Annotated in this window: 20 protein-coding genes; all 20 read right to left on the bottom strand. The window is 54.9% G+C overall.

Going from position 1 to position 21,253, the window contains the following annotated elements; translation table 11 throughout:
- The 20 genes from A7K61_RS10085 to A7K61_RS09995 all read right to left on the bottom strand — a co-directional run bounded on the left by A7K61_RS10085 (position 1) and on the right by A7K61_RS09995 (position 21,248).
- The gene (locus A7K61_RS10085; protein WP_020302989.1) at positions 1–255 is read right to left on the bottom strand and encodes a hypothetical protein; all 255 of its coding nucleotides are present in this window, start codon (positions 253–255) and stop codon (positions 1–3) included.
- Positions 256–561: 306 nt separating this feature from the next.
- Entirely contained in the window at positions 562–867 is a 306-nt protein-coding gene (locus A7K61_RS10080) for a hypothetical protein (RefSeq protein ID WP_020302990.1), read from the bottom strand.
- 927 nt (positions 868–1,794) lie between these two features.
- Positions 1,795–2,235, bottom strand: coding sequence for a type IV pilus biogenesis protein PilM (pilM, locus tag A7K61_RS10075; RefSeq protein WP_020302991.1), 441 nt, complete (start codon positions 2,233–2,235; stop codon positions 1,795–1,797).
- A gap of 57 nt (positions 2,236–2,292) precedes the next feature.
- On the bottom strand, positions 2,293–3,570 hold the full coding sequence (gene pilV / locus A7K61_RS10070; protein WP_020302992.1) for a shufflon system plasmid conjugative transfer pilus tip adhesin PilV: 1,278 nt from the start codon (positions 3,568–3,570) through the stop codon (positions 2,293–2,295).
- The gene (locus A7K61_RS10065) at positions 3,560–4,501 is read right to left on the bottom strand and encodes an ATPase, T2SS/T4P/T4SS family (protein ID WP_020302993.1); all 942 of its coding nucleotides are present in this window, start codon (positions 4,499–4,501) and stop codon (positions 3,560–3,562) included. The genes pilV and A7K61_RS10065 overlap by 11 nt, the downstream gene beginning before the upstream one ends.
- Positions 4,502–4,511: 10 nt before the next feature.
- Positions 4,512–5,027 carry a type 4 pilus major pilin gene (locus tag A7K61_RS10060; RefSeq protein WP_032905001.1) on the bottom strand — a complete coding sequence of 172 codons (516 nt, stop codon included), beginning with the start codon at positions 5,025–5,027 and terminating at the stop codon, positions 4,512–4,514.
- 20 nt (positions 5,028–5,047) lie between these two features.
- On the bottom strand, positions 5,048–6,190 hold the full coding sequence (locus A7K61_RS10055) for a type II secretion system F family protein (protein WP_020302995.1): 1,143 nt from the start codon (positions 6,188–6,190) through the stop codon (positions 5,048–5,050).
- The gene (locus A7K61_RS10050; RefSeq protein ID WP_020302996.1) at positions 6,180–7,739 is read right to left on the bottom strand and encodes a GspE/PulE family protein; all 1,560 of its coding nucleotides are present in this window, start codon (positions 7,737–7,739) and stop codon (positions 6,180–6,182) included. Before A7K61_RS10050 ends, A7K61_RS10055 begins: the two co-directional genes overlap by 11 nt.
- Before the next feature lie 12 nt (positions 7,740–7,751).
- Complete coding sequence (gene pilP, locus A7K61_RS10045) at positions 7,752–8,321, bottom strand: type IV pilus biogenesis protein PilP (protein ID WP_020302997.1); 570 nt, start codon at positions 8,319–8,321, stop codon at positions 7,752–7,754.
- A complete protein-coding gene (pilO2, locus tag A7K61_RS10040; RefSeq protein ID WP_058410369.1) occupies positions 8,311–9,642 on the bottom strand; it encodes a type 4b pilus protein PilO2 in 1,332 nt (443 codons plus the stop codon). The genes pilP and pilO2 overlap by 11 nt, the downstream gene beginning before the upstream one ends.
- A 3-nt stretch (positions 9,643–9,645) precedes the next feature.
- On the bottom strand, positions 9,646–11,454 hold the full coding sequence (locus A7K61_RS10035) for a PilN family type IVB pilus formation outer membrane protein (protein ID WP_020302999.1): 1,809 nt from the start codon (positions 11,452–11,454) through the stop codon (positions 9,646–9,648).
- Entirely contained in the window at positions 11,454–12,593 is a 1,140-nt protein-coding gene (locus A7K61_RS10030; protein WP_020303000.1) for a TcpQ domain-containing protein, read from the bottom strand. Before A7K61_RS10030 ends, A7K61_RS10035 begins: the two co-directional genes overlap by 1 nt.
- A gap of 164 nt (positions 12,594–12,757) precedes the next feature.
- Positions 12,758–14,713, bottom strand: a complete 1,956-nt coding sequence (locus tag A7K61_RS10025) for a DEAD/DEAH box helicase (RefSeq protein ID WP_020303001.1) — start codon at positions 14,711–14,713, stop codon at positions 12,758–12,760.
- Positions 14,710–16,590 (bottom strand): hypothetical protein, encoded by a 1,881-nt coding sequence (locus tag A7K61_RS10020; protein WP_069557502.1) that lies wholly within the window; start codon positions 16,588–16,590, stop codon positions 14,710–14,712. Before A7K61_RS10020 ends, A7K61_RS10025 begins: the two co-directional genes overlap by 4 nt.
- 108 nt (positions 16,591–16,698) lie before the next feature.
- A complete protein-coding gene (gene topA, locus A7K61_RS10015) occupies positions 16,699–18,603 on the bottom strand; it encodes a type I DNA topoisomerase (protein ID WP_020303003.1) in 1,905 nt (634 codons plus the stop codon).
- 97 nt (positions 18,604–18,700) lie between these two features.
- Complete coding sequence (locus tag A7K61_RS31150) at positions 18,701–18,898, bottom strand: CrpP family ICE-associated protein (protein ID WP_073451677.1); 198 nt, start codon at positions 18,896–18,898, stop codon at positions 18,701–18,703.
- A 61-nt stretch (positions 18,899–18,959) separates the two neighbouring features.
- Positions 18,960–19,403 carry a hypothetical protein gene (locus A7K61_RS10010; RefSeq protein ID WP_020303005.1) on the bottom strand — a complete coding sequence of 148 codons (444 nt, stop codon included), beginning with the start codon at positions 19,401–19,403 and terminating at the stop codon, positions 18,960–18,962.
- A 103-nt stretch (positions 19,404–19,506) separates the two neighbouring features.
- Positions 19,507–19,962: a single-stranded DNA-binding protein gene (locus tag A7K61_RS10005; protein ID WP_020303006.1), complete on the bottom strand. Its 456-nt coding sequence runs from the start codon at positions 19,960–19,962 to the stop codon at positions 19,507–19,509.
- A gap of 15 nt (positions 19,963–19,977) precedes the next feature.
- The gene (locus A7K61_RS10000) at positions 19,978–20,517 is read right to left on the bottom strand and encodes a DUF3158 family protein (protein WP_069557501.1); all 540 of its coding nucleotides are present in this window, start codon (positions 20,515–20,517) and stop codon (positions 19,978–19,980) included.
- A gap of 5 nt (positions 20,518–20,522) precedes the next feature.
- The gene (locus A7K61_RS09995; protein WP_069557500.1) at positions 20,523–21,248 is read right to left on the bottom strand and encodes a PFL_4669 family integrating conjugative element protein; all 726 of its coding nucleotides are present in this window, start codon (positions 21,246–21,248) and stop codon (positions 20,523–20,525) included.
- Positions 21,249–21,253: the final 5 nt, after the last annotated feature.

Below are 21,253 nucleotides of genomic sequence, written 5' to 3'. Positions count from 1 at the left end.
TTAGTGCAGCATGAACTTCACTGCGGTGATAATCACACCGGCAGTAAATGACATCATGACGCCCATGCGCAAAGTGAGTTTGAGTTCGACCTGAGCGATATCAGATTTCAGTTCAGTTCGAAGAGCGGCAATATCAGCCTTGGTTGCGAGTAGCGATTGCATGTCGGTCTCCAAAGCTTCAATAACAGCATTTGCTTTCTGTTCCGGAACGTTGATCGAAATCAGCGCTTGGTAGAGAGCCAGTTCGGTTTTCATCAGACCTCCAAAAAAGTGAGAGGCCTGCCCTGACGGGAAAGGCCCGTCATGGGTGGGAAAGGTGCTTCCATCGACAAAGTCGACTGATCGCGCTACCGGAAGCTATGGCGATCTTGGGAGTGGATCAATGCGGTAAACCGCATCGTAGTCTTTCGGATCCAGACTACATGGGCATGTTGCTGACGACGTCAGCTATACATGGACACAGCATGAAAATCCTGTTGCTGATTGTCAAGCCCCAGCTGAAGGGTTTCAGAGAAACCTCCCCAGCGGGAGGTTTCCCTGCTGGGGTGAATGAGGAGAGGTTTAGCAAGCAACAGGTGTCAGCTGTTGAGCCTTGCCCCGGGAACGCGGTTTGCGCACCGGCTTTTCGACCTCACGAGTATTAGCCTTGTACCAAAGATTCAGATCAACACCTTTGGCACGGACCATGGCTGGCAAGTGATCCATTTCACGCACCATGCTGTCAGAAACGCAGGGTGGTGGAAGCTGCCCGTGAGACTTCGCCTGCGGCTTATCTGCTGGACGTATGTTCGATTTCTTCATGGCACGCAAAAACTCTCGGGCAACAACGCCGAGTGCGAAACCGAAGTTATAAGTGAGTTTGGACATGGTGATTCTCCTGCAGGTTGAGATGCGGAGAAAACACTGGCCCTGTCGGGGAAGTGATTCCCCGCGAGGTGAGTAGCATAAGGTGCTTCTATCGACGTTTGTCGACCGACCGCGCTACCAGAAGCTCAGCGGTCTTGGGCGAATCAACACGATTGACGTGTCGCAACCTTAAAGATCCTGGTTGCCTGGGCATGATGCTGACGACGTCAGCAAAACACGTCCATATCATCGAAGGGGGGATAGTGATGTGTCAAGCGGGGAGGGATATTTCGGGGAGGTCAAAGCAGATCGAATTTTGCAGGAGAAGCTACCGAGAGTAGCTGGGTCAACAGTCACTCTCGGATGTAGTACTAAGCGTCTTTCAGAAAAAAATACCACCTGTGCGGGATAAAGGCGTCATCGATCCCTGGGCTGTGATCTGAACGTCTCACTTCCTACACCTGGCCGATTATCGTGGCTGAGGCCAGCAAACATAAGGCACGCATCCGCGCACAAAGGGAGCCCTGCGTTTCGCCGGCGGGCCACCGGCAGGGAAAAGCAGCTACCAAAGGGTAGCCTGATAATCCTTCGCAAGATCATCAGGCTACCCTTTGTGTGAGCTTTAAAAAATGTGGGCCACAACACCAGTGTGGCCCTGAGATTACTGTGCTTCGAACCTCATCAAAGCCCTATGTGCCTTTGAACTCGCAATTCACGAGTTAGACGGCTGCGTGTCTGGCTTGAACAGGGAGACACAGGGAGAGCTTTGAACCAGATCCGCACGCCCTTCCCGGAGCTCAGCGTGCTTTGGGGATGGAGATGAGGCGAACCGCATCTCCGGGCGCTACTGATGACCGCCAGTAGCCAACGGGGTGGAAACGTTGTTGCGTGCATTATGTTGTTAGGCTGGGCGATATGCAACATAGCCAGTGTTGACCTGGGCTTTGATCAGTTCACTGCAGTGACGGCACCGTCAGGTATTACAGATGGAATGGGGATACCGGTCACTCCCGCTTTCGGGGAGACAAGCACTCCCGCGCGATTTACGCCAACGGTAGTCGACTGCGTCAGATCGACCAGCGTCGCTGGCATCCCCGCCGGCGCCGTGCCGTTGTAAAAGGTGTAGGTTGTTCCGGCATTGATGTAGGCCTCAATACCGAGCGGTTTCACAAACCATGTCGGCAGGTTCAGTGCAGTGTCGTCAGGCTTTCCAGAGAAGCCAGGATTGGACTGCGCAAACCCGGCGGCTGCCGATCGGTAAATCAGAAAGCTCCGTCCTAGCGAATCAACGGAGGCGAAGTCGGAGACGGTTTGGGCCTGTTGTTGGGTTTCCATAACGATCCCCGTGGCAATGATTAGAATCATCAAGACAGCCCATTGCAGTGTCATATCGGTGATCTCTTTGGTGTACGACTTAGCTACGTGAATGAGAAGGCTGAAAATGGCTCATTCATCTTTGTAGCAAGAGTAAGAGACGCACGGATTGCAGCCTCCGATGGCAATGGCAAACTGATTATTGGCCTTGTAACCGACAGGACAACTGCATGAACCTGTATATGGATTTGGCCCTGGGCAGCCGCCAGCCGTGTGCGAGGCTGTCCAAAATGAGCCGCCCCATCTGCCAGCGCCTCCAACGCCTTTCCATACGCCGTTCTGACAAGAGAGCACTATTCCCACTGCACTCTTTGCGATGAGCGTGCGATCGCTGCAGGCGGAACCTTCTGTAGCAAGACCACCGACGGAGATGAATTCGTTGGTAGCGATTCGATCGTAGGCCGTTATTTTGCCGGTTGAAGTGATCTTCCCACCCCAGAGCTGGCCGCCGGTTGAGAAGTTTTTGTCGTTGTATACCTGGACCCAATCGGGGCTGTTCTGATAGATACCACCTCCCCATTTTTCGCTGTACCAGCCAGTGTCACCCCGAGTTCTGAACCATCCACCCGTGTACGTTTCGCCCGTGACGTTCGCGGTCGCCGCGTTCACATTCGCGGTGGCTGTGACATTGCGCGCTGTCACGTCGGCACCAGTCGTAACGTTGCCAGAGGCGGAGATGCTCCCCGCATTATTAATGTTGTGGTTGCCCATACCGAGATCAGTATTCATTGTGTTGAGCTCGGGATGGTTTGGCACAGCATTTCGATACAAGTAATCGTTGGCCAAGGCGCCGTCCATGAGAAACAGTGCACTGGCAGTGTGGCCTGGCCCAGGCGCAATGGAGTAATTACTCAGCGCGACTTGCCAGCCGCCGCGGATGCCTTGAACGACGTTAGGGTTGGTTGTAGATATAAAACCACCAGGTCCTCCAAGGTTTTCAGCAATGGCACGCACACTCATTTCCGGAAGCGTCTGTCCGCCCCTGGTGACCACAATCGCTTCTAGCTGATTGGGATTGGGTTTACGGGCAAGGCCAAGGATGGTCTGCCCGAAAACATTGGTGGAACTGTAACCTGCAGGCAGGTAATTAGCGTTGATGAGCATCGGCACCGTAATTTGCACTGGCACTGTCGCCGACGCGTTGGCGAGCACTACGTTGAAATTGTCTTTCAGGTACTTGGCCTGTGCCTCTGAAATAGTGCGCTGTTGATCGGCCGCAATTCGATAATCCTGGGCATCCATTTGTTTGATTTGCCAAACCATCGCCAAGGTCACAACGACACCAAATACGAGCAACCCGATTGCCATGTCCAGGCTCAAGAAGCCCTGTTGTTTAGTTTTACTGGTCATTCCAGAGGCTCCTTGATGATTGGTGAGCGATATCTTGTTCCAGCAGTGTGATTTTCCCTGCATGGACTTTCTCTCGAATGCTGGCACTGTCAGAACCCGTAAAGAGCAGGCTCTGCAGTGTCAATCGACGAGTGCCCTCACTGCCCGACGACAAAGCCTGGTGAACGACGGCTACAAGCCCTTTGGAAAGTAATTCACGGGCGTTACTCAGCAGGGGCTGCGCTAGGGCTGATATACGCTCAATACCTTGGGTGACGCTGCCGGCATGGCCGGTGCAAATAATTAGGTGCCCGTTGATGGACGCCTGAATGACTTGTGCGGCGGTTGCACTGTCGCGAATTTCACCGACAAACAACAAATCAGCTCGGGTGCGCAATGCCAATATCAACGCCTCCTCGTAGCCGCCCATCCTGCGTGAGACTGGAACCTGGATGCAGCGTCCTTTGCCGTGTTGACCGTTCAAATAGGGTTCCGGTGGGTCCTCTACAGCGACACAGATTCCCCCCCAGGTTTCAAGACGCGCTTTTACCAGCGAGGCCGCGCTGGAGGTTTTCCCAGAGTCCATTTCGCCGCAGATAAAAATCAGGCCACGGACTGTTTCACTCATCAGTTCGTCCTGGAGGTAATCAGGCAAGCCCAACATGTCCAAGGGACGGATCTGAACCGATGATTTGCTCAGGATGAAAACGGGCTTTGCGTTCAAGTCCAGCAGATGGGTGACGCGAAGGACTACTCCATCTTCAATCAGAGCGAACTCAGGATCCTTTGTCTCAGCGTATTTCGCTTCACATTGCACACGTAAGCGGTCAAGCGCTGTCCGCCACTCGACGGGTGCTTCAACCCTTCGCGCCTGTCCCGGTAGGCCTTTGGCATCGGCAAAATCGTCACCTAGGTACAGGTCGACGAATTCTGCTTCGGAGATCACGCTCACACAGGACTCCTTAGTACGAGGTCCAGGCGATGGTGTTGGCATCCGAAGAGCAACTAGTCGCAGCGGCCACCGCTGTGATTTCGCCGGCAATGGCAGTACCACCGTTGATCGCCGTTGTGGTCTGTTTGTCCTTGGCCATGTTGGACGCAAGCGTGATGCAGGCATTCTTCGGAAGGTTGGATTCGGTGATGGTGAAGGTCATGCCGTTGCTGGTCACAGTAACGGCTCCGTTCCAACGGTTGGATAAGGCGTTGCCGTTAATGCTCATACCACCTGTGGCCTCCAGGTTGATCAAGGACGGGGCCAGGTTGGTACCGGCTGTTGCGTACCCTGTTGTGCTTTTCAGCCTTTTGGTATTGCTCAGCAAGGTGCCCAGGTTGCTCTGTTCAATGGTGACGTCCGAGCTACCGAACGTTCTATACCCCATGAACACGATGAAACCGAGTGCCACGGCGATCAGCATCAGCCAGAACATCCCGTCCAGGGAAAGAAATCCGCGTTGGTTTTGGCGGGTATTTGTTCTCATCTTTACGACCTCATTTGGGTTTATTTAAGCGTTTCTGTCACATTGCCGGCCAACTGGAAGATGCCGATCACCACCAGAATCATCATGATTCCCATGGCCATCGAGGACACCCCAATAAGCGACTTCGCGATGGCCTCGACGCGCTGGAGCGTTTGCTCCAGCCAACGGTTGGAAAACCTTTCCATCGATTCGGCGAAGCCTTTGCGGGTGGCGAGCACTTCAAGAAAATGCATGGCCATTGGGTCTGGAAATTCATGGCCAGCAAGTTTCAAGGCGGTACCGAAGTTTTTGCCGGCACTGACACCGTAATGAATGGCGCTCAACCGTTCCTTGAGCCATGGAGATGCGTTGCGCTGCAGCGACTTCAATGCGTCGAGCTGGTTGATGCCTGAGCGCAACATCACGGCCATGTTGAGCAAAAAGATGGAACCGTGAAGCGCCTTGTAGACCGACCAAGGGGGAAGGCGCTCTGCTCGGACTCTCAGGACCTGGAGCAATTTGTTCAACTGTAGCTTCCATGACGGGCTGGCGGCCGTGATCTGAAGCCCGCAAAACACCGGCAGCGTGAAGATTGATACGAGGATGAAGATAACGACCGCGATCAGGGTCACCAGTCCGTAGTGGGTCACGAAATTCGATAGGGCGTAGAGAAACGCCGGCACACCTGTCCAGGCATCGGGATTGGAGCGCTTTGTCATTGAAGGCACCATCCACGCGGCGATCACATACAGCAGCGCTGCCATAACGCTCCACACGACCGAAGGGTAAACCGTGGCTGAGGCCACCAGCTTGCCGATCCTCTGGCGTACTTCAATAATCCTCACGCAATCCCTAAAGGCCTGCACCAGGTTGCCGGTCTCTTCCCCGGAAGCGATCAGTGAGTTTTCGTCATAAGGCACCCAGCCTTCGCATGAAACGCTGAACGACTTTCCTCCTTTGACCGATTGCGCGATTTCACGACAGGCAATCGATACAGGGTGGCGTTTCTGGCCGTTATCACTGAATGCCCGCGCAACAGTATTCAGGGCATCTTCAAGTGAAACGCCATCCCCGTGGATGCCCATAAGGCTTTCATAAAATTGAATTCGCTCGTTCTTGCCGAACTGTTTGGCGTAGAAGGTTTCTGCCCAGCGGTTTAGCACCGCTCTGACGTCACTCAGCATGGGCGAGCTCCAGGGTTTGCCGGTCAAAGTCCAACGGCCCCACCATCATTTCGGCGTGACGTGGATCTACCAATCCTTGTTTGAGCTTGAGGATTGTGTGGGCAGTTTTGGTGATACCGCCCATTTCCTTCACCCAGTAACGACGTGCTGCACTGGCCCCTTTTTTATTAAAAACGTGCATGAAATTGTTGTCGGTGATGAGCGCCTCCGCGGCTACCGTACGATCAACGACACTCAAACCTTTGCAGTGTGGGCACCCAGGACCTTTGAGGTAGGTCAGGTCGACCGCGTCCAGGCCGCGCAGGCGTTGCACCAATGCACCGTTGAGCTGGTCCAGATGAGCAGCGGCAGGTACACGACAGTGAGGGCATAGCACGGGAAGCAAGGACTGATTGACGATGCTGGTCATCAGTGCGGGATCTGTCACGAGGTAGCGGTCTACCCCCATGTCGATTAGCCGCTGAAGCCCTGCCACTGAGTTATTGGTGTGCAACGTGGAGGACACCAAGTGCCCGGTCATCCCACCACGGAAAGCCGCTTGGGCCGAGGCCAGGTCCCTGATCTCCCCATACATCAGGACGTCCGGATCGAGGCGCATCGTGTTGGTGATGCCGTCGCTCCAGGTTTCTCCTGAGCCCAAAGGGGACTGGTTGGCCATGATTGGATATTCGGGCGGATCCTCCATGGTCAAAATGTGTTTTGTGCCACCGCACTCTTCATAGAGCAGGTTCAGGTTGACCTGCTGAGTCTTAGATTTGCCGGATCCTGTGGGGCCGGTAACCAAGTTCACGCCATAAGGAAAGCTGCGGATACGGCTAAACGCCTCAATTTGCTCGGGGAGAAAACCGAGAGCCTCAAGGGTCATTTTGGTTTTGTCGTCATACAGCAGACGCAGAACCATCAAAGGACCCTCTACGAGCGGCCTGGTGGCAACCCGGGCACCGAACAGACCAAGTTGATCCACGTAGGATCGTTTTATACGTGCGTCCTGGCTGACTTGTGGCTGGTAGTGGTCTTTCGCAACATCACACATGCTGTTGTAGAGGGATGAGCAGAGCTCAAGGCCCACCTGACTTTGATGCTGCTCCGCCTCCCACAACAGTCCGTGGATGCGAAAGAAGATCCTGGTGATGTCGTGACCCACCACAAAGTGAACATCGCTGGCATTATCCCGATGGGCTTTGCCTAGCAGCTGCACCACCTGCGCCTGGCGTTTGGTCTCGGTGGTCGAGAGGGCTCTGCCATTGGCGTCGTCATTCGCCTGGTAGAGCGCCTTGATCGTGCTCATAGGGCAGATCTTGACTGCAAACTGATGATTCTTGTGTTCCAACTCATCCTCGAATGCCATGACATAGGCATCCGTTTGGTGCTGGGCGGACACATACAGAATTCCATCGCTGGTCAATGCGCACAGCTGACGTAACTCCGGTTTCAGCTCGAACGATCCGCCAGGCGCAGTGAGCAATTGCTGATGCGAATTCAGCAGCGCAGCAGCGGCTTCATCGAGGACTGGTTCTGCTTCAGTTTGTATTTCAGTCAAAGTCGTCATTGGCTCGTACCTTCACCGCTGTCCTTGGATCAACCCGGGCAGCGAGGTGGCTGACGGGATGCTGCTGGAGACCGGGTTGCTACTACTGGAGGCGCTTCCCGGTGGAATATTGGAAAACCCGAGCGGGAAGCGCTTGCCATCACGTTCCAGTGTCACGCTGTCCAGGGTGAGGTTCGCCACGCGGTAGCCGCCTGGGAGTTCCCGCGACGAGGCGTCAGCGTCCACTTCAAATCCGCTGCTGTAGAGCAACGTGGCACGAAGCCGCCTTGCGGAGCCGAATATGGCTTTAACGACAGGTAGTTCTTGCTGGGTATCAGTGGCGCGTGTGACGGTGATAGGGGGTGGGAGTAGGCCTTGAGGTACGAATGAGGCTGAAGACTGAGCGGTTGAATGGTTGTCTTCGCCATTGATCGACCGCTGAGCCTGAGCCCTTTCCGCCTGCGCCTTGAGGAGGATCGTCTGACTTTGAACGATGGCCAGCTCTCCTACGTTGACACCAGAGACACTGTTTTCCGCTGCCCAGCCAATAGAGGATCCGGCAGCAATAACCAGGCAGAAACACGGCAGAATTTTACTTCGCATAAAGGTCACCTATAACTGACCACTCAAGATGGTCGGCTTTGTAATCTGCTTTGATTTCTGTAAGACGAAGCCCCTGACTTGGAGCACCGGATAAAGAGTCGATTGGTGTAATACCAGTGGTGTAGCGCAGCTCGAATTGCTTCCATTGAGGCTGTGGTGGGGGGGGGGGAGCAGGTTGACCAGGTAATGCCGGCTGGATGGGCACTACGACCGGCACCTCTTTCAAAACGGGGCTTTGGCCGAAGCTGTGCAGCCAGGAAGACAAATTCGCCAGCATGACGATCGCTTCCTTTAGCGGTTCATCACCGGCTGCTGGCAAGGAAATGTCGAGTTTCAACGTGGCCGAGTTGCCGTCGTCAAAGAAGACCGGCCGATCAGCATAGTGGCCCTGAGTGGCCTGTATCAGTTCGTCGGCCGTGCTATTGCCCGTGCGTCTGTAAGATGACAAGACCTTTGCACCATCGCAGACGGCACTTGTGAACAACCAGCCTTCAATGGATAGGGGCGATTGATAAATGCCGCGGCTGCATCCCTCAATGAAGTCTGTGACCGAAGGGCGCTTGGCCCAAGGGTGCTCCAGAGCCTGAGGCAACTGTTCCACGCCAGACTCTTGCTGCAGCCTGGCTAATTCTGCCAGGCGAAGTTGTTCAGCCTGGAAAGCTGCTTCTTTGGCTATCCGGTCCTGATGACTCTGCCATTGAACCCACGCGATGATGCCGGCAGCGATCAGCGCACCAACCATCGTCAGTTGCACCAACTCTGCTTTGGATAACCCAAAGACAAGTGGCCTCAGTCGATACTCACGTTTCAAATGCGAGGGTTGGAGCAGCTCGTCAACGTCGAGCGGTTGGCCACCCATTTCAAATTCTGAAGGCAGGTACTCCTGGCTGAACTGGATGCCCCGACTGCGCTGCTGAACGACTCTCCGACGCACCTCGGCACCGGTGCCGATCATGTCGCAGCCAGAGATCACGCCTCCTTGAAACACCGCGACAAGGGCGTATTGGTCAAGGTCAGCGTCCGTTCTCCAGGCCGCAATCCACGAGTCCCCCAACTGGCCTGCCAGGGTCGCTGCGAGCGAGTACATGCCTTTGGTGACTTCGTCACTGCGCGCAACGAAACCCGCCTGGATGATGGCCGGTGTTCTGCGAATGGCGACGATGTCTAACTGGTGTTCACGGCCGTACTGCCGTGCTTCCTTCATGTGGCCGGTGACGCTGCCCAATGGATGCCAGCGTAGACCTGTTACGAACGATCTCCCTCTGTGCTGCAGGACCTGGACTCGTGCTGAGCGTGTGCTTTTTGCGATTTCCGCGACCATGGCTTAACCCTTGAATGCGCTGCAACGCAGCAAAGGGCTTGGGCAAGAGCCCCACGGATCATTGGCTGCAGGAATACTCAGGGCGCTAGGGCTTCCAGTGTCGCTATCAACAACAGGTGTAATCAGCACGACCAGCACGTTGTGATCCGTGCTGCGGATGCGACTACCGCCCAGGCCGAAGAATCCAGGATCACCGACACCGGACTTGGTCGCGTTTTCGCTGTTCTCCTCAAAGCCGGTCAGAACCAACGTTTGGCCGCTGCGCAATTTGACTTTGGGAGACAGGTTCCTGGTGTCGTAATCGACTGTCTGAACGCTGGAGCCGTTGCTGGTGAACGGGGTGAAGGTGGGTTTGCTGCTCATGCTCAAAGTGACCATCAGCAGCAGGTTGTCCTGGTCGATAATGCGAGGAAGCAACATCATGTTGAACCCGCTGGTGATCGTTGCGGGAGTCAGTGATGTGGACGACCCGACCGAGGCCGTTGTGGTAGTAGAGCTCGAGGCAATATAGCTTTGCACGTTACCGACTTGGATAGGTGCAGGCTGTAAGTTCAAAGTTGTGATCGAGGGAGATCGGACGTTTGAAACTCGATATTGTTCAGATAGCGCTTTGATGATCAGATTCGAGCCAGCCCAAGGTGACTTGGAGGTATCTAAAACATTGAACGAGCTGGAGACCGCATTAGTGGTAATTCCAGTGGTGGCATTTTTTAGGGAAAAACCCCACTTGCTGCTCAGATTAGTGTAAACCGCAGACCAATCTAGGCCTGTTTGATCCTTGTCGGTGAGGGTTACTTCAAAGACTTTGACATTGAACAGCACCTGGCGTGTGATGCTCCGGTTGAGGGAGGTCAAGTACTTCGAAACGTTGGAAAGTACCTCTGGGCGATCGCTTACCGTCAAGGTTCCAGTGGACCGAGAAAGGAACATACGACCCTGGGGCTGCTGGCTTAGCATCGCTTGGACGTTTTTTTCAATGTCCCCAATCAGTGATGTTTTGATTGAGACGGTGGTGCTCTGGTTGCTGCCAGACTCCCCCGACGCGCCTGATGATGAAGATCCGCCACCCCCTCCGGAGCTCCCGCTGCCGGTGGATGTCAGCAAACCGGATTTGACAGTGCTTTCAATCACCTGGTCATCACCAAAGGCCCAGACATCGAACGTTTTGGTATCGAAGTAGGTGACGTGCACGCTGCGATCATCGGATAAATAGTTCCATGCCAGGCCCTGTTGAGCGGTTACCTGATTCAACAAACCAGAAAGCTTGCCGCTGTACTTAACTGGGAATGTACGAGGCGCGAAGAGCCCATCCATACCCGAAGGTCGGGCGTTGCTCTGCATGTTGCCGATGACACCGGCTGGCATGAAACTGGACAGATTATCCGGCGAGGCCATAACCGGAGGCGAATTAGATCCTGCGTTACCTTGATTACGAACGGATAGGACGCTTGGATCGATCGCATCTGGAGCCACGATGACTGGAACGCCACACTCGCTCGTGATGTAGTTCGCGACCTCTGCGATCCCAACGTTGTAAGAAGGGCGATAAGTAATGTCGCAATCCATGGCCAGCGGCAAACCGCGCTTGGCGACCATGGGTTGTTTTGAGACCCACGGCTTGTCACTAAAAACGACGGTTTCGCGTGCCGGCTCTTGTTGCTGATTTCGCAAGAAGCGGCTGTATTGGGAGGCGGTCGCTGCGTCGTTTTCGGCACGGCTGGCCGACTCATTCACGCGCTGCAGTGAGCAGGAGCTGATCAGAGCCATGACCAGTAATGAGGCTGTGCCTCGAATCCAGAGGCGTACAGTCATCATTTTTTCCTCTCTGCGATGTAAAGCACCAACTGTGCTGGGCTGCCGTCAACGACGAATGACCGAGGGGCTGAGTCGTACAGCGGAAAGATCTCTTTGATAGCCTCTTCAAAGCTGCCTTCGAATCGAAGCGGTGCGTCAATCGGGTAATCCAAGTCGTCTGCCTTCCAGATCAGCGTCCACTTAGCCCTAGCTGCCCAGGCTTCCACGGTTTGCCGAAGTGTTGAGCCAGTGGTCGCCGTCCATATCTGGGCCAGCGGCTTTGGAGGGGTTACCACCGCGAGAGCAGGCTTTGGCGCGACGGAGGTACTTGGGGCAATGTTTCCAGACGTCCCAATGCTTGCAGGCTGAGTGGTGGTAGCGTTAAGCGGCGAGGTGACTGCCGGGCTCGATGTGGTTTTCCCGGAAGAGGTCGTAATAGAGCCATCCTTGGCGGGCACTGCTGGGGTAGATACTGGGGTTGCAGTTGCAGGTGCTGCAGTAGCGGTTTTGATCGGCGCCGGTGAGGGTACGGCGGCGACCACAACGGTGCTGGACGTTTCGCCGCTGGTAGTGTTTTTCGTTGTCGGTGAAGTCAGTGGAGTGGAAGGTGTGGTGGTAGCTGCCACTTGCATTGGAGCAGTGCGCGATGATTCCGGGAGCTGGTAACCAGGACGCAGTACGTAACACACCTGGCGATTCACTTCGTCCACCTTCACCTGCCAGGCCGGACCTGCGAGTACTTGCAGCGTGTTGCGCAGTGTCATGGGTCCAAGCTTGTACTGGGCTGCGGGGAGTGGTCGCGTGTAAAGGATGTTGACGTGGCCGGTGTCGGGCGAGCAGAGCGTGTAGCCGGAACGGTCCACGACGTATTGCATGGCATCGCGCACATTGGGGTGCATGTTGGCAGGAATGCTGATGTCAATGATCTGAGCCATTAGGTCACGCTGACCCGAGTCAGGCAAGGTACTGACCAGGGTGTAACGCCCATAGCGTACGACCGGTTCTTTTTCAGGCACGGCGCCGCTGGGGTAGAGGTCCGGCGTCAACATGTCCGGGTTACGGCTGCTATCAAACGCCGGTTTAGGCGCGTGTGGCGTGTGGGTTGCGCAACTGGCGACGAGCGCGAGCAGGGAGAGTGTGGTGAAGTGCCTGATCATGTGCCGAAAGGCCCCCTTTGATGATGGAGGCACAGTGACAGCCAGTCATTGACGATGCAGCAGGAAATAGAGAACTGCGTCTTAGGGTTTTTATGCGAGCGCTAAACTAAGCCGTTTGCCATAACATTGTGATATTCAGTCTTGGAGAAAGCCTATTGAATTGCTCACAAGTAATTCACCAGTTCGGATCTAGCGTTGGCCGCTGCATCCGGCTCTATCAGGTCGCTCGCTAGTTGTCGTTTATCCATCAGCATTTGCCATAGCATCTGATCAATGGTGTTCTCCACCAGCGGGATTTTCACCACAACCATGCGTAGCTGCCCATTCCGGTAGGCTCTATCCTCAGCCTGATCTTGTAATCCTGGTGTCCAGGGTAGTCCCAGGAACATGACATAGTTGGCTGCCGTCAGGTTATTTCCGGTACCGGCGGCAGAAGTGGTCGCAGCGAACACTCTGGTGTCAGGATCACTTTGAAAACGGTCGATCGCTTTTTGGCGTTTGCCGAGGGAGTCACTGCCTACCACGGTAACGCAACCGTATCCGGCTTGCTCGCACTCAGTACGCAGCGTGCTGACGGTGTCCTTGAACTCACAGAACAAGATGACTTTGTCTTCCACATCCAGTTCGCACAGCAGCTCCATGACGACCCGAACCTTCACCTGCTCCAGCAACTGGCGCAGCGAGCCTAGCCTGGCAAGACTTGGTCTGTCTTCAAAGCGTATCCGGTCGTATTCACGACGTTCCTCGACTGACAGCTCTACCGGCAAAGTCTGCCGTTGCTTACCCTTGAGCTCCGTGAGCACGTCTTTGCGGCGCCTAAGCATCCAGTCGCCAATCGCCTCTCGAAGGTTCTTGCGAAACTCTGGGCTGCCGGCGAACTGTTCGCAGAACTCTTTGAGTGACAGCTTCCCAACGGGATGGCCGGAAAGCCGCAATAGCGTGTGAAGTTCTGACTCTCGATTCAGGACGGGTGTACCAGTCAACAAATAGCGATTGGGTACCTTGGCGGCAATGTCGAAGCCATGACGTGTCCACGCCGCGGTGGGCTCTTTCAGGCGGTGAGCCTCATCGATGATCATCACTTCAAAATGGCCGGCCTGCAGGACATAGTCGCCCAAGCGCTCGTAGTTAATGATGGTCCACTGTAACGAGGGATCGAAGACCTGCTGGCCTATTCTGGCCTCGGGATACACCATCTGGATTTCACGTTGCCAGTTGATAATCAGGGTCGACAAGGTGATGACGAGGATGGGTCCGTCTCCCGCTCGAATAGCGGCGGCGATGATGGCCTGACGTGTTTTGCCTAGGCCCATGTCATCAGCGAGTAAAGCGCTCGTTCGTTGCAACAAATGCCGGATGCCTGCCGGTTGATGGTCCAGCAATGAATGCCCCGTCAACGCCTGGTCGATTTGCTCGCTAGTGAACTCGGTCCGCTCGATGGATGGCACAGCGGCAAGGTAAACGTCTGTTGAGACTTCCTCCTGCCCGACTGGGGCTGCGCGCTCTTGCGGCGGGCCTCCGAGGCTGATGCGGGTGACTTCATCAGCGGGAACAATGGAACCGTCGGTCAGCAGCTCCTGCACGGTGTCCAGGATCTCGAACTGATCTTCATAAAGCCCCAGCTCAAGGATGAGGTTGGAACGCACCAGTTCGGCGGTCGAATCAATGCGCCAAGACTTGGACTGGCCAAGGAACACGCCGTGCATACGCCGAGATACCGCGACGGCTCCAGGGTGATAATCGCCCGACAGCAGAATGCCTCCCTGAGCCAGTGGAGCAATTCGAAACGTTAGACCCCAGGTGAATGCTTGCCGGTCTGGTGATTGTTGTGCTGCTGCAAGCTTTGCAGAGAAGGTCTGCCAGCTCTCGTTGAAACGGCCTTCCGTCAACTCCATCAGACGGTGGAAGAGCAGATCCAGGTCATCCAGCAATTTACCCTTGGGCATTCGCCAGTAGCGATGTTGAGGATGCTCCGCACGGCGTATGTAGAACCCATCACGCTCAAGAAACAGGCGGTTGGCCCCCTCGACGTACTGCAGCAGAATCCCGAAGTCATAACCGTCGAAAATAACCTTCTCGACCAGATGGGGCCGACTATTCAAAAGGCGCGGACGGCTCATGTTTTACTCAAACGCTGGTTGATCCATTCTGTGCACGCTTGAGCGTGCAGCTTTTTCCGGTTTCGATTTGTATAGCGGGGCATGGATAGTGTGTGGTCGGGCCATTCCAGGTTGACCTCGATCTCACCTGATTTGATCTTTGCCCAAAACCATTGGTAAGCCCGGTCAACCCTTGAGCCCGACCTAGGTGTGCGATTGCGGAGCCCTCTCAGCTGTATCGTGACCAAGTGTTTAGAAGTCAATTTTGCCGGTGTCTTGCCCCAGGCACTCTCATCCATTTGGATTTCGGCAGAGGCCAATGATTGTCCGTTTTCGCGTACTGAAAAAAGACGGCAGTTGCCTCGATAAGCGCTGTAGTCGTAACCATCAATGCAATGGCCTAGCGCTCGATGTTCTGCATCAAGGTCCGCTGGGCATTTCAGCTCGACAATTTGCAGCCCATTCGGGCTTACGAGAAGTGTGTCGTTCGAATTAAGCAGCGTCCTCCAGGGCGTTGAAGAGTCCGCTTTTGTTTGGGGATCTGCGGCATCAAGAGCTTCACGTATGTCTATCAGTGCCAGGTGAAAGCCATCCACTAAGTTGGCGATCTGGTGATAGGTAGCAGTACCTATGAAGCTTTTGAGTTTTTGCAGTGCGTCACGGGCGTCGGGTCCGTCGCTTTCATCAACGCTATTAAAAACATCATTCAGATCTTGCAGCCTATCAGCAATTTGAAGCCAATCAGGGTTGGACCACTCTGTCGGACATCCTGAGAACAACCTGCTCCAGTCTTTTGTCTGCTCCAAAAGTTGATAGGGAATCTTATCCAGCAATGCAAAAAAGGTTTTCCAGTGCGTCTTAGTCGAAGGGCGGCGGTTGACCATTGCTGCTCCAAGCAGCAATCGATGCCACGGAGTATCCGGACCTTCACGGCTTATTCGCGTCAATGCGCTGCCGGTATCAAAAACGCGTTGTTGGCCCAAGTACCGAACTGATGTTCTTGGAGCTTGTAAGAGCCATGCCAAGATGTCGTTCAGGGGGAGGCCAGCGTCCGTGATACGGCCCACTAGGCATTCCCTGGATTCCACGCAGTAGTCGTCGTCGCGCAAGATAGGTCGAAACTCTTGAAGTTCATCCCATGGGCTTTCCAGGAAAATCTTTTGCTCTTCGTCCCATGGCCAAGGCCATTGGTTGGCCAAAACTAAGAGAGGGATTAGCACCGGTTGAACCTTGAGGGCTTGTAGTCGACGTACGCGGTCCCCTTGAGCCAGCCAGTTATAGAGCTTTGGGGAAGGGCACTGCGCTGAACGAATAGCGAATAGAAGTTCCTGGTCCAGGCACTGGCAATACTGCTTCAGCGTGCTGCCGATCTGTTTCAAGTAAAACTGCGTGCGCGGGTTGAAGTAACGATTGTTGCTTACCGACGCATCCGAGCCTTTGGAAATAAAACTACCCAGATCCTCAACCGCGAGCGCAACTGCTGCCGCTCGTGCAGACTTGCAAAACGACGTCAGAAGCACATCAGCAAACCAACGCCCCTTAAATCTCAGCAGCAGCTGCTGGGCTACCTGGACGGACGGCTTTTTTTTATGTACGCGATCTTTAGTTACGATCTTGCAGGCCATTAATTGCTGGCCGTCGAAGTACTGAAGCTGGTTGCCGATCCTGGCCAGAACCTGGCGCGTTTGAGCATTGGTACTGTCCCATGCCACACACCAGCAGCGGGAGTGGACATTAGAGTTGAGGTAGTGCTCGATGAACGAGGTCAGGAGGGAAGGTGAGATCTGAAAATGCAAAGCCCAAGTCTGGGCCACTTCAATCTGGCGATCTGAGAACTTTTCCAGCTTCGGCGCTAAGATGCGCAGTCCCAACACCGATTGTCTTTTCTGTTCGCTCACCCGTGACCTCCTCCGCTATTCGCAGAGGAATGTCAGGTACGGAAGAGGTAGGTTCCAGCGTTAATGCATAACACCGTTAGCAGTGAATTATGCTCTCGGTAGTAAGAGTTAAACCCCTCTGGGTTTATCGAAGTCTGGTTTGCCATTCAGTGAGGGAAAGCTGACTTTGCAGCCGTTGGACCTGTACCCGGTGCAGCCCCAGAAGTCATAGCCGCCGTCCCCTTTTTTCTGACGCCTTGCGAGAGGCTGATTGCATTTGGGACAGTTGAAAGCGCCACCGGCTGTGGCTGGGCGTGGAGCTGACGCCATTGGCACACTTGGCATACCACGTTGCTGAGACAGTTCCTCTTCCAGGCGCTTATGCAGACGTGCAACGACGGCGCCGTAGGTGTCTTGGCCCTGGGCGATTTTGTCCAGGTCGCGCTCCAATTCCCGCGTAAAATCCAGCTCCACGAAACTGAAGAACCCTTCGAGCTTCGCGATCGTTTCCTCCCCCAGAGGCGCCGGTACCAGTTTGCGGCTCTTTTCCTCGATCAGTCCTTTGCTGGTGATGTTCTTCAAGATGGAGGCGAACGTACTTGGACGACCGATACCGCGCCGTTCCATTTCTTTGATCAGGCTGGCCTTGGTGTAGCGTGACGGTGGTTGAGTTTTCTTCTTCAGCAGTTCGCCGCTGTGGACCGAAAGAATCTGTTTTGGAGTGAGCGCTGGCACAGGGTTGTCTGCTTCTGCGTCTTCCTCTTCATCCGTATCATCGCCCTTGAGCACCTTCATCCATCCCGGATGGCAGAGTGTTTTGCCCGATGCAGTGAAGCGCAGGGCTTTGCCGCCTGGACCAACAGCGAGCAGTTTCGCAGTACGCACGTCGTAGATAGCGGCCTCAAGCTGGCTGGCCAACGCCCGAACCCAGATCAACTTGTACAGGGCCAGTTCGTCATCTTTTTCACCGGCGGATCTTTCGGACCAATAGGTCGGTGTAATGGCAGGGTGACCTTCCTGCGCGCCTTCGGCCGCTTTAAACGTGCGCCGTTCATCTACGGCGTTCAATCCAAGAGCGTTGGCCACCGTTCGAATATCCTCCATGGCTTCGTCTGGGACATTGGGGTTGTCCGTCCGGTGATAAGTGATCACGCCTTGCTCGTACAAGCGCTGGGCCACCTGCATGGTTTTGTCCGGATCCCATTTCAAGGCGTTGCTAGCAGCTTGTTGAAGGGTCGAGGAGATGAATGGTGCGGGAGGATGACGCTCGGCCTTGCGATCCTCGCAGGACTCGACAACGATGTTGCGCGTGCCGGCGACGAGTTGGGCCAGGTTGATATCCTGAACGTAGGGGACGTCCTTGCTTGCGAAATCCGGTACCGGTTGCCACTCGGCATACCAAGTGGTGCCCCGACTCACGTCGGCAAAGAACAGACGCACGCCAAAGTGATTGATCACCTGAAAGTTGCGGATCTCGCGTTCGCGCAAGACCACGAGAAACACGGCGGGTGATTGAACGCGGCCAGCGGAAGTAGGTTTGCCCATCAGGCGCCGCAACTCTTGGGTCACTAGGTAACCCACTAGGCGATCCAGAACACGCCGGCATTCCTGTGAGGCAACCCTGTTCAGATCGATTTGTCGTGGATTGGCCAGTGCTTCTTCAACGCGCTTGAGAGTGATCTCGTTAAAAGTAATGCGTTTGTAGTTTTTGACCGCCAGTACCTGCTGGATGTGCCAGCTGATGCTTTCACCTTCACGATCAGGGTCGGTTGCGAGGTAAATTTCACTGGCCTGTTTCGCTGCGGCCTTGATCGTTTTGACGGCTCTGCCGCTCTTATCCAGGATCTCGTACACCGGTGTGTAGTTTTTACGTACTCCGGTGGTGATCATGCTGTCGTCCTGACCTTTGGCCGGCAGGTCGCGGATGTGCCCACCACTGGCAACCACCTGCCAGTCTTCGCCTGGGCGTAGCTTCTTCATCATTGGCTGGAGCTTTTTCAGCTTACCAGGTGCCTCGATGATCAATAGCTTCACGGTGTGTCCCTCTCAAATAATCAGAGTGGGACTGTTGCGTCAGGCAGGTAGGGCTTCAATAGGAAATGGTCAATGCGCGGGGGAGGGCATTAAGCGGCTATAGGTCCAGCGAGAGCTGCTGTGCCTGGGCAAAGCCCTTTAGCCAAGACGCACGCATAGCGGGATGTTGGTAAGGGCAGTCATACACCCGTAGCCCTTTCCGCGCAGCGGCCGCACCAGTGGCAAAAACCGTCAGGTGAGGATTGTTGCAACGTCGCCTGTCAGTGGCTTTAGGCAAGAAAGCGTTATCACCCATGGCGGTTGCTCCACGATGCTCAAATTCATCTTCCAGCAGATCCGCGCTTGGCGCGATTTTTTTACGGGAGGGTGTTGCAGCCAGGTGCCGGGATGTCGAACCAATTGGTGGCCCTTAGCCAATGCACGAAGAACTCAACGGACTGACCACTTCGTCGTTGAAAATCGTGTAAATCGCCATGAAGCTCAAGATCCTCAGACTCATCATCCCAGTTAAAAAGTTCGAAATAGTTGGTGTCGTAGCGATCAGGGTTCAAAAGCTCTTGTATGAATCTTCGTGCAACGAATGAGCTCATGTCACTGTAGTCATCAGCCCAGACGTCTTTATCACGCCAACCAGCTTTTATCCAGGAGGCGAGTCGAATGTTGTCGGTGATACCGTAGAAGTCTGCTGCGTTGACGTCGCTCTCATCACAGTACCGCCAGTACAGCCGTCCCAACGTGGGGTGATCCGCTGCTACCAGAAGCCAGCCATCTGGACTCCTCACCTCATCATCGTCCCGCATTGTCATACACCTTAAGGCTTCACGATTGGGGAGGGAAAGACGTTGATGTTTTTCCCTCCACCACGAGCTTCACGATTGGGGGGCCGAAATTAAGCCCCTGCAATCAGAACTGACGGTCGGGGTCCGGGTAGTCGTCGAAATCAGGGGCAGGTTGCGGACTGGATTGATCACGTGACGTGCTGCCTTGGCTCTGTGACGGTGCCAGGGTCACGCTCGCAATCCTGTGCGGCAAGATGGCGACCCGCGAGGCTTGAACCTTCAGAGCCGCATTTTCCTCACCGTCTTTTTCCCAGCGATCCATTACGGCTCGGCCGGAAACGATCACGCGCATGCCCTTCTGAAACAGGTGCGAGTAGTGTTCAGCGTCTTTGTGCCACCACTCGACATTCGCCCAGAATCCCCCTCGATCTTCATACCCGCCTTTACCGTCCGGAATCGAGTTGTCGAAGTAGACGTTGGCGCGCATGAGCCTCCGTGGGTCCTTGTTGCCGTTGGCGAACTCTTTGAATTCCGGGGTGGAGCCGATATTGCCTTCCCAGCCTTGTACGGGTGTGGACATGAGTATTCTCCGACGTTATGGATGTTGCGTTTGATTGGTGAGCTGCTGCAGTCGAGCGGTGTACACGGCCTCTGCCTGGCCCATTTTTTCGGCGCACTCGGCGGCCTGTTTGGCAATTGAGTGCATCAAGCTCATTTGCATGTTCAACGTGATGCGCTGCAGTTCCATTGCGTACAAGTCCTGCAGCATGGCTTCCGGTGTTCTGGATGAACCCATCATGTCTGCCCAGACACCTACGCCCATTCGGCGGTCCGTCACCTGCTGCCATCTCAGAAATTGGGTTCCTGCCTGGGTGTTCTGTTCTGTCAGTCGAACTGGCACAAGGGTGAATGGATACCGGCGAGCCTGGCTCAGCACTTCCTGGGCAAGTGCTTTCAATTCCGATTCTTGAACCCGGCATAGATCGGCAAATTGGCTCAGTTCCCCCTTACCTTTAAAAGGCTTTAAAAGGCCTTTTAGTGAGGCAGCCTGTTGCAGTCGTTGGAAGGCATCCTGTTGCAGTGGCCGGAAGGCGGTCTGTTGCAGCGACCCATCATTGGAGGGAATCTGGCCCATGCTCTTTAACCCTCAACGGGGTCATCGAGATGATCATCCGTCTCGGTTTGCTGCTGACCGCGGATGATCGGTGGCGCGAAATTCGAACGGCGGGTGCCTTCCAGGATGTCCTGCGGCAGTTCTCCGTAACGCTCATACATTTTGCGGGCTGCTTCAGCCTTGGCATTGTTGGCGGCGAAGTCATCGCGTGCAGCGCCGGAGTATTTATAGATCTGGGCCAGACCAAAAAGTCTGCGCAGCACGGCTGCGCCTTCATCGATCCAAGTTTCCATGTCGTGACGACCGACCAGACCGACGTGCTGGGCCAGCAAAATGCGCCTGACAATTTCGTCGTAGTTGGTCAGTAGGTACACGGCTTGGAAGCCGAGTGGATTGGCGATGTATAGAGGGAGGCTGACAGGCTGGATGGACAGGTTCTCGCTGATACTGATGGCCGGGGGGAGGGAAGCCATGGCTGTATCGAGACGATCTTCGATGGTTTTGAGTGCCTCCTTTGAATCGCGGATCTTCTCTTCAAGCTGGATCATCCACCAGTCTGAATACGGATCATCCTGCTGGGCGCCACGTGACATGCGGTTGACTACAGTGCAGAAGCCCGACAATCCGATGATGCCGACCTTGAGATCGTTTTTTGGGCGTCCCATCCAGATCCGTGCAGCATGATGGGTGTGAAGGGTGAGCTTCACATCGCTGCGTAGTGAGCCAATATTGAGCCGGTAATTGTCAGCCATGGTGC

This window comes from Pseudomonas sp. AP42 (genome assembly GCF_001728935.1).
GTDB lineage: Bacteria > Pseudomonadota > Gammaproteobacteria > Pseudomonadales > Pseudomonadaceae > Aquipseudomonas > Aquipseudomonas lactis.
This window is presented reverse-complemented; position numbering and strand designations above follow the sequence as displayed.